The organism is Rhodococcus sp. NPDC057014, assembly GCF_042673295.1.
Taxonomy (GTDB): Bacteria; Actinomycetota; Actinomycetes; order Mycobacteriales; family Mycobacteriaceae; genus Rhodococcus_F.
On record NZ_JBHUSF010000258.1, the window covers coordinates 1 to 13,203 of the forward strand.

Below are 13,203 nucleotides of genomic sequence, written 5' to 3' on the forward strand. Positions count from 1 at the left end.
ACGCTACGAGCGTCCCGTTCGTCGGAGACGTGGCGGGCTCAGGCCGGGGTGCTGCGGCGCATCTCGCGTCGGAGGATCTTCCCGCTGGCCGTCTTGGGCAGTTCGTCGACGATCTCGACGCGCCGCGGCGCCTTGTAGCTCGCGAGCCGCTCCCGGCAGTACTCGACGAGATCGTCCGTCTCCACCCTCTGCCCGGGGCGGAGGCTGACGAACGCGGCGACGGTCTCGCCGCGGTAGCTGTCCGGTTCGCCGACGACGGCTGCCTCCCGGACGGCGGGATGCCGGTAGAGGACGTCCTCGACCTCGCGGGGCCAGACCTTGAAACCGGACGCGTTGATCATGTCCTTCTTGCGATCGACGACGTACACCCAGCCCTGGGCGTCCATGAATCCCACGTCGCCGGTGAGCAACCGGCCGCCGGGCAGCGACTGCGCGGTGGCGTCCGGCTTGTTCCAGTACGCGGGCACGACCATGGGTCCGTCGACGGCGATCTCCCCGACCTCGAGTGGTTCGAGGTCGGCGCCGTCCTCCCCGACGATCCGGATCACGGCGGAGGGCAGCGGCAGGCCGATCGCCAGCGTGCCGGACGACGGATCGACGGGCGCCTCCAGATTCGGTGGGACGACGACGCACGGCGCGCTGGTCTCGGTGAGCCCGTACCCGTTGCGGATGTACTTTCCGGTCAGCTCCCGGAACCGTTCGACGATGGCGGGTGGCAGCGGGGCGCCACCGGACATCACGGCCTCCAGCGAGGCGAAGCGCTCACGGGAGAAGTCGGGGTGCGCCATCAGCGCCATGTAGGCGGTGGACGGGCCGACCATGAACACCGGCCGCTCCCGCTCGAGAGCGTCGAGCACCACTCCCGCCTCGAACCGGTACGCGAGGATCAACGGCGACGCCAGGTCGATCGCGGTGAGCAACTGGCACACCATCCCGGTGATGTGGAACAGCGGCGCGAGCGCGAAGATCGGCGAACCGGCGGGTTTGCTCTCGTACAGGCGCAGGATGGAACTGTTGACGGTGAGATTCCGGTGCGTGTTGGTGGCGCCCTTGGGGACTCCACTCGTTCCGGACGTGTAGGACACCAGCGCGATGTCGTCCGGAACCAGCCCGGGATCCGGCAGGTCGGCGCCCGCGCGTGCCCGGGCCACCTCGAGCAGGTCGGGCACGCCCTCGGCGCGCGCCCGGGTCACTCCCCCGAAGACCCGTGCGTCGCCCGACGTCTGGATGTCGAGTTCACTGGCGGTCAGCGCGATCCGCACGCCGGCGGCGGACGCGCGCTCCCCCACCCGATCGGCCCACGCGTTCTCGCTGCACACAATGGCGGTGACTCCGGCGTCTGTGAGGATGTGGGCGAGCTCGTCCCGGTACATCGGGTTCAGCGGGACGACGACCCCTCCGGCCTTCCACGTGCCGATCAACGCCAGCACGAACTGCGGGACGTTCTGCAGGTAGATCGCGAGCCGGTCGCCGGTTCCGAAGCGGTTCTCCGCGAGGTAGTCGGCCACGCCGTCGCTGAGTTCGTCGACCTGGCGGTAGCTCAGGGTGCCGCCGAGGTACCGGACGGCGGGCCCGTCCGGGGCGGACTCGACCGCGGCCGAGAACATGTCGAGCGCTGTCCGGGCGGGGATCTCCCCCACGGAACGCGTGTTCTCGTCGTACCGGTCCATCCAGGGCCTGTCGTCGTACCAGCTCATCGTCGCCGTGCCGCCTCTCGCTCGTTCCGTGTTCCGACTGTGTAACCTGCTGTTCAGCGTGTGCCCGACATCCCGCCGTCGACGGGGACGACGGTTCCGGTGACGTAGGCCCCGGCGCGTGAGGCGAGGAAGATCGCGGTGCCCGCGACGTCTTCCGGTGTGCCGACCCGGCCGAGCGGCACCGATCCCTCGATCGCCTCCTTCCGCTCCGGGTCGTCGAGAATGAAGGCCATCATCTTGCTCGGAAAGGGTCCCGGCGCAATGGCATTGACGGTGATCCGCTCGGCGGCCAGCGCCGCGGCGAGCTTGCGGGTGAGCATGTGGACCGCGGCCTTGCTCGCCCCGTACGAGAAGTTCTCGGTACCGGACACCACCAGTCCGTCGATCGACCCGATGTTGATCACCCGGGCGGGGTCGCCGTCCGTCGCGGCGGCCCGCAGACTCGGCAGCAACGCCTGGGTGAGCAGGAACACGCCCTTGACGTTGATGTCGAAGATCTTGTCGAACCCGGCGGCGGGGAACTCGTCGATCGGCGCACCCCACGTCGCGCCGGCATTGTTCACCAGGACGTCCAGTCGGGGCGACACCTCGGCGACCCGCGCGACCAGCCCCGCGATCCCCTCCTCGGTGGACAGGTCGGCGGGGTGGGCGTGGCACGTGCCCGGGCCGAGGGCGGACAGTTCGGCGGCGGCCTTCTCACACGGCTCCGCCTTGCGGGCGGAAATCACGACGGTCGCCCCGGCCTGGACGAACCCCTGCGCGATCATCCGGCCGATACCCCGCGAACCTCCGGTGACCACCACGGTCTTGCCTGCGACGTCGAACAGCGAACCTGCATCCATGTGCGTTCCCTTTCAGGACTGGAGGACTTCAGGGTTGGAAAACGAGGCGGCCGACCGTGCTGCCGTCGCCGAGCCGGCCGATACCGTCGGCCACGTCCGCGAGCGACAACCGCTCGCTGATGAGCGGCCTGATGGCCCCGGACTCGGCGAGGCGGGTCAACTCCTCGTGGCAGTCGGCGATCGCCTGCTGGTTGTACTGCTTGTACAGGCCCCAGTGCAGTCCGATGATGGAGTAGTTCTTGATCAGGGCGTGATTGAGGCCGGGCGTCGGGATGGTGCCGCCTGCGAAGCCGATGATCAGGATCCGGCCCTCGAACGCGATGCACTTGGTGGACTTCGCGTAGGCGTCGCCGCCGACCGGGTCGTAGACGACATCCGCTCCGCGTCCGCCGGTGAATTCCTTGACCAGCGGGACGAAATCCTCGGTGTGCCGGTCGATCACCAGATCCGCGCCCAGCCGCCGGCAGTAGTCGGCCTTGTCTGCGCCACCGACGACGCCGATGACCTTCGCGCCCGCCGCCTTGCCCAGTTGCACCGCGGCGCTGCCCACTCCGCCCGCGGCAGCATGGACGAGCAGGGTCTCCCCCGGCTTCAGTTGCGTCCGCCGGTGCAGCGCGAACCAACTCGTCTGGTAGCCGATGCTCAACGCCGACGCCTCGGCGTCATCGAGCGTGGACGGGGCTGCGAACGTATTGACCTCGTCCATCACGGCCATCTGCGCGAATCCGCCGCCGGGCAGGTTCGGGTTGCCGATCACCCGGTCGCCGGCGGCAAAGCGGGTGACACCCTCACCGACCGCGACCACCTCGCCGCACAGCTCGACTCCGGGCGTGAACGGCAGCGGCGGCGTGATCTGGTATTCGCCGCGGCACAGCAGCACGTCGGGGAAGTTCGCCGGTGCGGCGAGGACCCGGACCAGCACCTGTCCGGGGCCTGCCGTGGGGTCCGGGATCTCCTCGAGCTGCAGCGCGGTGCGCGGCTCGCCGAGTTCGTGGACACGCCATGCCTTCATGGATTGCTTCCTGACTGTCGGTGGTGGGGCCCGGGTTACGCGGGCAGGTCGATGAGGCCGGCGAGGTGCGCGCGGTGACGGTAGGCGGTGCCGAATGCCAACTGGTCGCTCTTCGCCCTCTTCAGGTACAGGTGGGCGGGGTATTCCCAGGTCATGCCGATTCCGCCGTGCAACTGAACGCACTCCTCCGCGGCGTGGACGGCGACCCCGCTGCAGTACGCCTGCGCGACGGCGGCCGCGACCTCGGCGTCGGCGTCGCCCCGGGCGGCGGTGTCGGCGGCGTAGCGGGCCGCGGCGGCCGCGGACGTCACTTCGAGCCACAGGTCGGCGAGGCGGTGCTTGATCGCCTGGAACGACCCGACGGCGCGGCCGAACTGGGTTCGGTCCTTGACGTACGCCAGCGTCGTCTCGAAGCACCACTGCGCGAGCCCGAGTTGCTCGGAGGCGAGCAGTGCGGCGCCGAGAACGAGGGCCTCCCGGACCGCGTCCGCGGCGTTGCCGTGGTCGATGCGGATGGACGCTGCGGCGTCGAACGCGACGTCGGACAGCGGCCGGGTCATGTCGAGCGCGAGCACGGGGGTGACGGTGACCCCGGCGGTGCCCGCGGGCACGGTGTGCAGTTCGAGCCCGTCCGGACCCTCGACCGGCACTATCAGGATGTCGGCCTCCGCGGCGCCCGCGACACCGGTCACGGTCCCGGTGAGGGAGTCGCCGTCCCGGCGCACGGCCGGGGTGAACCGGCCGGGTGCGGTCGCGAGCCCGACCGTGAGCGCACCGGTGGTGGTGCCGTCGGCGAGTACGCCGACCGTCTCGGTGTCGCCCGCCGTCAGCAGCGCGACCGTCGCGAGTACGGCGCTGGACAGGTACGGGACGGGTGCGACGGCGCGTCCGATCTCCTCCATGACCACCGCGGCCTCACGGGCGCTCGCCCCGGCGCCGCCCAGTTCCTCGGGGACGAGCAGGCCGGCCAGGCCGAGTTCGACGGCGAGGGATTTCCACACCCCGGAGAAGTCGGCGGGCGTCCCGTCGTACGCCCCGACGACCAGTTCGTGCGAGCAGCGGTCGGCGAGCAGCCGGCGGACGCTGTCGCGCAGGGCGTCTTCCGTGTCGGAGTACAGCAGATCTGCGGTGTTCATCGGGGCAGGTCCTTCCAGGCGATGTCCTTGTCGACGCGGTGCTCCGGAGGGAGGCCGAGGACGCGTTCCGCGATGACGTTGCGCAGGATCTCGGACGTGCCGCCCTCGATCGAGTTGCCTTTCGCGCGCAGGTACCGGTATCCGGGTTCGCGGCCGGTGAAGTCGACCTTGTCCGGGCGGCGCATGGTCCAGTCGTCGTAGCGCAGCCCGGCCTCACCGTGGAGTTCGATGTCGAAGCCCGAGATGGTCTGCGCGAGCCGGGCGAAGGCCAGCTTCAGTCCGGATCCCTCGGGGCCGGGCTGCCCGGCCTCGAGTTGCTGCCGCAGCCGTTCGCCGGTCAGCCGTGCGACTTCCGCGTCGACCCACAGCCGGAGCAGTTCGTCGTGCATCGCGGGGTCGCGGAGTTCGGGTTGTTCGCGCCAGGCGCGCGCGACCGGTCCGATCATGCCGCTCTCGCGGGCGGCCGCGGAACCGCCGATCGCAACCCGTTCGTTGTTGAGGGTCGCGGTGGCGACCTTCCAGCCCTGTCCCTCGCTGCCGAGCCGATCGGAATCGGGAATGTGGACGTCGGTGAGGAACACTTCGTTGAACTCGGCCTCACCGGTGATCTGCCGCAGCGGCCGGACGTCAATTCCGGGATCGCTCATGTCGCAGAGGAAGTAGGTGAGCCCGGCGTGCTTGGGCACCGACGGATCCGTTCGGGCCACGAGGATGGCCATCTGCGCGTTCTGCGCCCCCGATGTCCACACCTTCTGCCCGTTGACCGTCCAGCCGTCACCCTCACGGACGGCTCGCGTCGCGACGGCGGCGAGGTCGGAACCCGCCCCCGGTTCGCTGAACAGCTGGCAGTAGATGTGCTCGCCGGTGAAGATCGGCCGAAGGTACTTCTGCTGCTGTTCGTCGGTGCCGAACGCGGCGATGGTCGGCGCGGCCATGCCCAGTCCGATCCCGTTGCGGCTCTTCGCCGGGCCGGGCGCCCCTGCGGCCGCGAGTTCGGCGTCGACCTGCGCCTGGAAGCTCTGCGGCAGACTTAGACCGCCGCGCCCGGGCGGGAAGTGGACCCACGCGAGGCCGGCGTCGAAGCGGGCCCCGAGGAACCGGACCGGATCCGACTGGTCGTTCTGTTCCAGGAGGGTCGCGATGCGGCCGCTCAGGTCGCGTGCGATCGCCTGTTCGTCAGTGCTCATCGTCCTCAGTCCTTCGGTCAGATTCCGGCCCGGGCGGCGATGTCGCACGCCTTGGCCACGAGGTCGTCGATACGCTCGACGGTCGGGGTTCCCGCGGCCGCCTTGTTCTGCGGTTCGTCCCGGGCACGGCGCATGACGCCCTCCGCGATGACCGCCACCTTCCACAGGCCGAGGACGTGCCAGAACGCCAAGGCCTTCGGGTCGCGTCCGGTCTCGTCGAGGTACACCCCGGCGATCTCCGCCCGGTCCGGGAAACCGTCGAGGGTGGATGCCGGGAAGTCGCCGCCGGTGGTCTCGCCGGGCTCCGGCCAGTAGGCGAGCAGGCTGCCGACGTCGGCAAGCGGTTCGCCCAGCGTGCACAATTCCCAGTCCAGGGCGGCGGTCACCGCCCCGGTCTCGTGGGAGGTGATGACGTTGCGCAGGTGGAAGTCGCCGTGCACGAGCGTCAGTTCCCGCTGTTCCGGCACCGAGTCGGTGAGCCGCCTGGTCAGGTCGTCGAGGGCGGGCAGCTCGCGGGTCTTCGACTTCTCCCACTGACTCGACCACCGCTCGAGCTGACGCTGCGCGTACGGCTTGTGGCTGGCCAGGTCGGTCAACCCGGTGCTCTCGAGGTCCACCGCATGGATCTTCGCCAGCGTCCGCGGCAGCGACAGGCCGATCGCCCGGCGACGTTCCGGCGTCAGGGATTCCGCGACCGACATGCGGTCGACGACCTGGCCGTCGACGAACTCCATCAGCAGCAGCGGTACCTCGGTGACCTCCGGGTCGTCGGTGAGCCCGAACACCCGCGGGGTGGGCACCGCGGTGTCCTCGAGGGCGGAGAGGATCCGCGCCTCGCGGGCGACGTCGTGGGCCGACGCGAGCAGGTGCCCGAGGGGTGGGCGCCGGAGCACCCATCTGCCACCCGCCCGGTCCTGGACCAGGTAGGTGAGGTTCGACTGGCCGAGGCCGATCCGGTCGAAGGTCAGCGGTCCGGCAGTGTCGATGCCGAGCGTGCCGATCCAGCGGCTCACGGCCTCGGTGTCGATGCCGACGACGTCCACGCTAGACACCGAGCTGGGCCCCCTGCCGGAACGGGATTGCGTCGCCGAGCAGTTGCCCGCCGTCGATCGCCATGGTTTCGCCGGTGATCCAGCTCGCGGCATCGGAGACGAGGAACGCGACCGCGGACGCGATGTCCTCGGGTTCGCCGATCCGCCCCAGCGCCGTGGACGCCGACACGGCCTGCTCGTGGTCCTTCCACAGCGCCTCGGCCAGCTTGGTCCGCACCACACCGGGAGCGACGGCGTTGACCCGCACGTTCGGTGAGAGTTCCAGTGCCAGTTGCTTGGTGAGGTGGATCAACGCGGCCTTCGACGCGTTGTACATGCCGATGTTCGCCTCGAACGCCATGCCGCCGATGGACGCGGTGTTGACCACGGCGCCGCCGTGCTCGCCCATCCACGCCTTGGTGGCCAGGCCGGTCCACAGCACCGGCGCCCACAGGTTCACGTCGAAGGTCTTGGCGAACCGTGCGTGGTCCTGGTCGATGACCGGTCCGAAGGCGGGGTTGGTTCCCGCGTTGTTGACCAGGATGTCCAGGCTGCCGAAGCGTTCGACGGTGGTGTCGACGCACCGCCGGGCGGCCTCCTCGTCGACGGCGTGCGCGGCGACGCCGATCGCGGTACCCCCGACCTGCGCCGCGGCGGCGTCGGCCGATTCCTGGGAGCGTGAGGTGAGCACCACGTCGGCGCCGGCGGCCGCGAGGGCCCGGGCGACGGCCAGCCCGATGCCCCGCGAGGCGCCGGTGACGATCGCGGTGCGTCCGGTGAGGTCGAGTCCGGCCATGTCAGCTCACCGCAACCTTGTGTCCGTTGGTGGAAGCGTGGGCGGTGTCGCGGTACTGCCGCAGTTCCTGCCGCGCGATGGCGCGCTTGTGGACCTCGTCGGGACCGTCGGCCAGGCGCAGCGTGCGCAGGTGCGCCCAGGCCATGGCGAGGGGGAAGTCGTCGGTGACGCCCGCGCCGCCGTGCACCTGAATCGCCCGGTCCACGATCTTCAGCGCAATGTTCGGAGCCGCCACCTTGATCGCCGCGATCTCCGTCCGCGCCTCCTTGTTCCCCACCGTATCCATCAGATACGCCGCCTTCAGCGTCAGCAACCGGATCATCTCGATCTCGATGCGCGCCTCCGCGATCCAGTCCTGGATGTTCGCGTTCTCACTGACCGGCTTCCCGAACGTCACCCGCGACGACGCCCGGCGGCACATCAATTCCAGTGCCCGCTCCGCCATCCCGATCGCCCGCATGCAGTGGTGGATCCGGCCCGGCCCCAGCCGGGCCTGGGAGATCGCGAATCCCTCGCCCTCGCCCTTCAGCACGTCCGTCACCGGCACCCGCACATCCGCGAAATCGATCTCCGCGTGCCCCTCGCGGTCCTGATACCCGAACACCGGCAGCCCCCGCATCACCGTCACCCCGGGCGCATCGATCGGCACCACCATCATCGACTGCTGCCGGTGCGGCGCCGCCGACGGATCCGTCTTGCCCATCACGATCAGCACCTTGCAGTTGCGGTGCAACGCGTTCGACGCGAACCACTTTCGGCCGTTCAGCACATATTCGTCGCCGTCACGGACCATCGACAACTCCACATTGGTCGCGTCCGAACTCGCCACCGCGGGTTCGGTCATCGCGAACGCCGACGCCATCGTCCCCTCCAGCAACGGCTTCAGGTACTTCTCCTTGTGCTCGGCCGTGCCGAACAGCTCCAGTACCTCCATGTTGCCCGTGTCCGGCGCATTGCAGTTGCACGCCTCCGACGCGATATGGCTGCGCCCCATGATCTCCGCCAACGGCGCGTACTCGAGGTTCGTCAACCCGGCACCCGTACCCGGGTGTGGATGGAACAGATTCCACAAACCCCGGCGCCGCGCCTCCACCTTGAGCTCCTCCAGAACCGGCGGCTGGAAATGCGGATCCCCCGACTCCCGCATCTGCTCCTCGTACACCGCCTCCGCCGGATACACGTGCGAATCCATGAACCCCCGCAGATCGACCTGCAACTGCTGGGCGCGTGCGGAAATGTCAAACAGGGACATGAGAACTCCTGACGGGTAGTGAGGGAAACACGGGTGTGCGCTTGTCGAGGTGGCTCTGGACGCCCTCGACGAGATCGGCCCCGACCGCGGCGTCGACGAGCAGCGTGAAGTAGCGGTCCTCGAGGTCGTCGGTCCAGGCGTTCAGCTTGCCGGGCCGGTTGAACGTCAGCACCAGGACCGGTCCGCGCCGGTCGGCGAGGACCAGGTCTGCAGGCTCGCCGGTCACGCGTGCTCCAGCAGCGAACTCTGGTAGCGGCGCATTCCGCGCAGCCAGCGGTCGTAGTCGGACCCCTTCTGCCGGTACATGGTGAGGACGCTCTCGTGGGGCAGGATCAGGAACGTCTCCCGGTCCACGGCGTCGAGCACGATGTCGGCCACCTGCCCGGGCTGCAGCACCTCCCCCGCCGAGACGACGGCCTTCGTGGCAGCGACGCCGAGGGGGTCACCGGAGTTCTCGCCGGAGCGCATCAACTTCGTTTCGACTCCCATCGGGCAGAGGCAGCTGACGCGAACCCCGTCGTCCCCGTAGGTAACCGACAGCCATTCGGCGAACGAGACGGCCGCGTGTTTGGTGACCGCGTAGGTCGCCGAGCCGATCTGGGTGAGGAGGCCGGCCGCGGAGGCGGTCGACACGAAGTAGCCCTCGCCGCGCGCGATCCACTTCGGCACGAGTTGCCGGGCGGCGCGGATGTGGGCGCGGACGTTGACGTCGAACGCGAGGTCCCAGTCGGCGTCGCCGGCGTCGAGGCCGGGCGCTCCCGCGATGCCGGCGTTGGCGAAGTAGAGATCGACCGGCCCGAACTCGGTCTCCGCGCGGTCGATGATGCGCCGGATCTGATCGGTGTCCGCGACGTCGCCACCGTCGGCGACGGCGGATCCCGGGTGGCGGGCGTTGATGCCGTCCGCGACGGCGGCGGCTGCGTCCGGGTCGAGATCGGCGACCAGCACCTTGGCGCCCTGTTCGGCGAGACGGTGTGCGATCGCCCCGCCGATTCCGCCGCCACCGCCGGTCACGATGGCGACTTTCTGTGCAACCTTCACGAGGTGTCCTCTCCTTCGCCGTGCGTTGTGACTCGCGTCTCTCTTTTGTATAGTTGAATCCGTCGTCAAGTTCAAGTGTTGGAGTCCGAGAACACCCGACTTCCGATGCAGCCAACGTGACACATCCAGGCCCTGCACCACCCGGAATCGAGGGAGACAGATGACCGACACCACCGCACTGCCCGTTCGCCCCGCGAGCTTCGACGAGCTCACGGCGTTGATCGGCAAGGAGCTGGGCCCCACCGACTGGCACGACGTCACCCAGGAACGCGTCAACGCCTTCGCGGACGCCACCGGCGACCACCAGTGGATCCACATCGATACCGAGCGCGCCGCCGCCAGCCCGCTCGGCGGCACCATCGCGCACGGCCTCTACAGCCTGTCCCTCGGACCGGCCCTGTCGGCGACCCTGCTGCGCTTCGACGGTTTCGCCCACAGCCTGAACTACGGCTACAACAAGGTCCGCTTCCCCGCGCCGGTGCCGGTGGGTTCACGCATCCGGATGCGGGCCACCATCCAATCCGCGGAACAGGTCGGGGGCGGCATCCAGGTGACCATGTCCCAGGTGGTCGAGCGCGAGGGCTCCGACAAACCGGTGGTCGTGTCCGAATCCGTCGCCCGCGTCGTCGAGGCCGGCCAGCAGCCGTGAGCACTTGTGAACCGCCCGCGGTTGACAACTACTCACGGGCGAATGTGCTCGATCCGGTGTCCCGCCACGCCGACGCCACTCCCGACAACATCGCGCTGCGAGGTGCGGACAGCACCCTGACCTACGGGCAGTTGCGCGCCGCGAGCACCCGGTGCGCGGGAGCACTCAACGAAGCGGGCCTGTCCCCCGGCGACCGAGTCCTTCTGGCCGCACCCTCGGTGCCCGAGTTCGTGGTCGCGTACCTGGGCATTCAGGCGGCTGGGTGCGTCGTGGTGCCGGTGAACACGATGTCGACCCGGCCCGAGACCGAGTACGTCCTCACCGATGCCGGCGCCGCACTCGCCATCGTGTGGCACGAACTCGGGCCCGCGATCGCCGACGCGGCCGCCGCACTGCACATCCCCGTCTGGACGCTCACCCCCGACAGTGCGTCGCCGGACACCGAGCCTGTTCCCGTCGCCGAGCGGGACCGCGACGACACCGCCGCCATCCTCTACACGTCCGGCACCACCGGGCGGCCGAAGGGCGCGGAGCTGACGGTGGGGAACCTGCTGTCCGGCGGCGAGATCGGCGCCGAATGCAGTCGCGGTTCGAGCGAAGACCGGACCGGCACCGGACTTCCCCTGTTCCACGTGTTCGGCCAGGCCTCGGTCATGATGGCGACGTTCACCGGCGGTGGGTCGCTGACGCTGCTGGCCCGATTCGATCCGGCGGCGATGCTCGCCCTGCTCCGCCGGGACCGCCTGACGATCATGGCCGGTGTGCCGACGATGTGGAACGCCATGCTGCATGCCGCGGACGGCACCGACTCGCAGGACTTCACGCAACTGCGCATCGCCATCTCCGGGGGCGCATCACTTCCGGGCGAGGTGGCCCGCGAATTCGAGTCTCGCTTCGGATGCACCATCCTCGAGGGCTACGGGCTCACCGAGACCACCGCGTTCGGCACGTTCAACGACATCGACCGCGGCGGGAAGATCGGCTACACGGGTCGCGCGGTGCCCCGGCTTGCGGTCGAGGTGCGGGACCACGACGGGCTCGCCTGCCCGCCCGGGACCGTCGGCGAGGTGTTCGTGAAGGGTGCGACGGTGATGAAGGGCTATTGGAACCGGCCGTCCGACACCGCCGCCGTCCTGGACCCGGACGGCTGGCTGCGCACCGGGGACCTGGGCGAGATCGATGCGGACGGGGATCTGCGCATCGTCGATCGGGTGAAGGATCTCATCATCCGGGGCGGCTACAACGTGTACCCGAGTGAGATCGAGGAGGTCCTGTACACGCACCCCGACATCCTCGAGGCCGCCGTCGTGGGCGTCCCCGACGATCACTACGGCGAGGAGGTGGCTGCGGTCGTGGCCACTGTCCCCGGTTCCGGGCTGGACGGCGCCCAACTGACCGGCTGGGCCCGGGAACGGCTGTCCGCATACAAGATTCCCCGGATCGTCGCGATCGTCGACTCCCTCCCCAAGGGGTCGACCGGAAAGATCCTCAAACGGTCGATCGACAGAACCGCATTGAGAAACGACGCACTGACCGCAGAAGCACCCGAAAGGTGAACACCGTGACAACCGTGAACAGGCAGGTCCGGCTGGCGAAGCGTCCGGTCGGCCGTCCCGACGACTCCACCTGGGAGATCACGTCGGAACCGATACCCGAACCCTCGGACGGCGAATTCACCGTGAAGGTGGACTACGTGTCCCTCGACCCGGCGATGCGCGGGTGGCTCGACGACGTGAAGTCGTACGTGCCGCCGGTCGCGATCGGCGAGGTAATGCGCACTCACGCCGTCGGCCGGGTGGTGGCGTCGAAGAACGCGAAGTTCCCCGAAGGACAGCTCGTGTCCGGGCAGTTCGGCGTGCAGGAGTACGCGCTCTCCGACGGCCGCGGCGCGCTCGCCGTCGACGAGTCGCTCGCCCCGGCACCGACGTGGCTGGGCGCGCTCGGCTTTCCCGGCATGACCGCCTATTTCGGTCTCACCGACGTCGGCAGGCTGGAGAAGGGCGACACCGTGCTCATCTCGGGGGCGGCGGGAGCGGTCGGGAGCATCGCCGGGCAGATCGCCAAGCTGAAGGGCGCCACGGTGATCGGCATCGCCGGCGGCCCCGAGAAGTGCGCGTGGCTGACCGAGGATCTGGGTTTCGACGCGGCGATCGACTACAAGTCCGAATCGGTCGGGAAGGCGCTGCGCGCCGCGGCGCCGGAAGGGATCGACCTCTACTTCGACAATGTCGGCGGGGAGATCCTCGACGCCGCGCTGGCCCGGCTCCGCAAGAACGCCCGGGTCGCGCTGTGCGGCGCGATCTCCGGATACAACGCCACCGACCCGCAGCCCGGGCCGTCCCGGTACCTGTCGCTACTGGTCAACCGTGCGTCGATGACCGGGTTCATCGTGTTCGACTACCTCGACCGGTTCCCCGAGGGCATGGAGGCGATGTCGGAGTGGATCCGCGCCGGCGAGATCGTGACCCGCGAACAGGTCGAGACCGGAGGCGTCGAGGCGTTCGGCCGCACCCTCAACCTGCTGTTCGACGGCGCCAACACCGGCAAGCTGGTGCTGAAG

General features: G+C 69.5%; 12 protein-coding genes and 1 pseudogene. 3 read left to right on the forward strand and 10 right to left on the reverse strand.

Annotated elements, in window-relative coordinates; translation table 11 throughout:
• Positions 1-38: 38 nt before the first annotated feature.
• From ACFTZB_RS34065 to ACFTZB_RS34110, 10 genes and pseudogenes are all read right to left on the reverse strand, one after another.
• Entirely contained in the window at positions 39-1,697 is a 1,659-nt protein-coding gene (locus ACFTZB_RS34065) for an AMP-binding protein (RefSeq protein WP_378438493.1), read from the reverse strand.
• Positions 1,698-1,750: 53 nt separating this feature from the next.
• Positions 1,751-2,539 carry a RhlG family 3-oxoacyl-ACP reductase gene (locus ACFTZB_RS34070; protein ID WP_378438495.1) on the reverse strand — a complete coding sequence of 263 codons (789 nt, stop codon included), beginning with the start codon at positions 2,537-2,539 and terminating at the stop codon, positions 1,751-1,753.
• Between the two features lie 28 nt (positions 2,540-2,567).
• Positions 2,568-3,551, reverse strand: a complete 984-nt coding sequence (locus ACFTZB_RS34075) for an NADPH:quinone oxidoreductase family protein (RefSeq protein WP_378438497.1) — start codon at positions 3,549-3,551, stop codon at positions 2,568-2,570.
• 35 nt (positions 3,552-3,586) lie between these two features.
• Entirely contained in the window at positions 3,587-4,687 is a 1,101-nt protein-coding gene (locus ACFTZB_RS34080) for an acyl-CoA dehydrogenase family protein (protein ID WP_378438499.1), read from the reverse strand.
• A complete protein-coding gene (locus ACFTZB_RS34085; protein ID WP_378438502.1) occupies positions 4,684-5,874 on the reverse strand; it encodes an acyl-CoA dehydrogenase family protein in 1,191 nt (396 codons plus the stop codon). Before ACFTZB_RS34085 ends, ACFTZB_RS34080 begins: the two co-directional genes overlap by 4 nt.
• A gap of 17 nt (positions 5,875-5,891) precedes the next feature.
• On the reverse strand, positions 5,892-6,926 hold the full coding sequence (locus ACFTZB_RS34090) for a phosphotransferase family protein (RefSeq protein WP_378438504.1): 1,035 nt from the start codon (positions 6,924-6,926) through the stop codon (positions 5,892-5,894).
• Entirely contained in the window at positions 6,919-7,701 is a 783-nt protein-coding gene (locus ACFTZB_RS34095; protein WP_378438506.1) for an SDR family oxidoreductase, read from the reverse strand. The genes ACFTZB_RS34090 and ACFTZB_RS34095 overlap by 8 nt, the downstream gene beginning before the upstream one ends.
• Before the next feature lies 1 nt (position 7,702).
• Positions 7,703-8,953 (reverse strand): acyl-CoA dehydrogenase family protein, encoded by a 1,251-nt coding sequence (locus ACFTZB_RS34100; protein WP_378438508.1) that lies wholly within the window; start codon positions 8,951-8,953, stop codon positions 7,703-7,705.
• Positions 8,954-9,023: 70 nt separating this feature from the next.
• Positions 9,024-9,179: pseudogene (locus ACFTZB_RS34105) on the reverse strand (enoyl-CoA hydratase); the annotation flags it as partial.
• The gene (locus tag ACFTZB_RS34110; RefSeq protein WP_378438510.1) at positions 9,176-9,994 is read right to left on the reverse strand and encodes an SDR family oxidoreductase; all 819 of its coding nucleotides are present in this window, start codon (positions 9,992-9,994) and stop codon (positions 9,176-9,178) included. The gene ACFTZB_RS34110 and the pseudogene ACFTZB_RS34105, both read right to left, overlap by 4 nt.
• Before the next feature lie 160 nt (positions 9,995-10,154).
• On the opposite strand from ACFTZB_RS34110, the gene ACFTZB_RS34115 reads away from it, so the two are divergent.
• The 3 genes from ACFTZB_RS34115 to ACFTZB_RS34125 form a co-directional block, all read left to right on the forward strand.
• Positions 10,155-10,643, forward strand: coding sequence for a MaoC family dehydratase (locus ACFTZB_RS34115; protein WP_378438512.1), 489 nt, complete (start codon positions 10,155-10,157; stop codon positions 10,641-10,643).
• Positions 10,644-10,699: 56 nt separating this feature from the next.
• Positions 10,700-12,199 (forward strand): AMP-binding protein, encoded by a 1,500-nt coding sequence (locus ACFTZB_RS34120; RefSeq protein WP_378438514.1) that lies wholly within the window; start codon positions 10,700-10,702, stop codon positions 12,197-12,199.
• Between the two features lie 5 nt (positions 12,200-12,204).
• Positions 12,205-13,203 (forward strand): NADP-dependent oxidoreductase (locus ACFTZB_RS34125; RefSeq protein WP_378438516.1); only part of this gene is annotated, 999 nt, incomplete at its 3' end.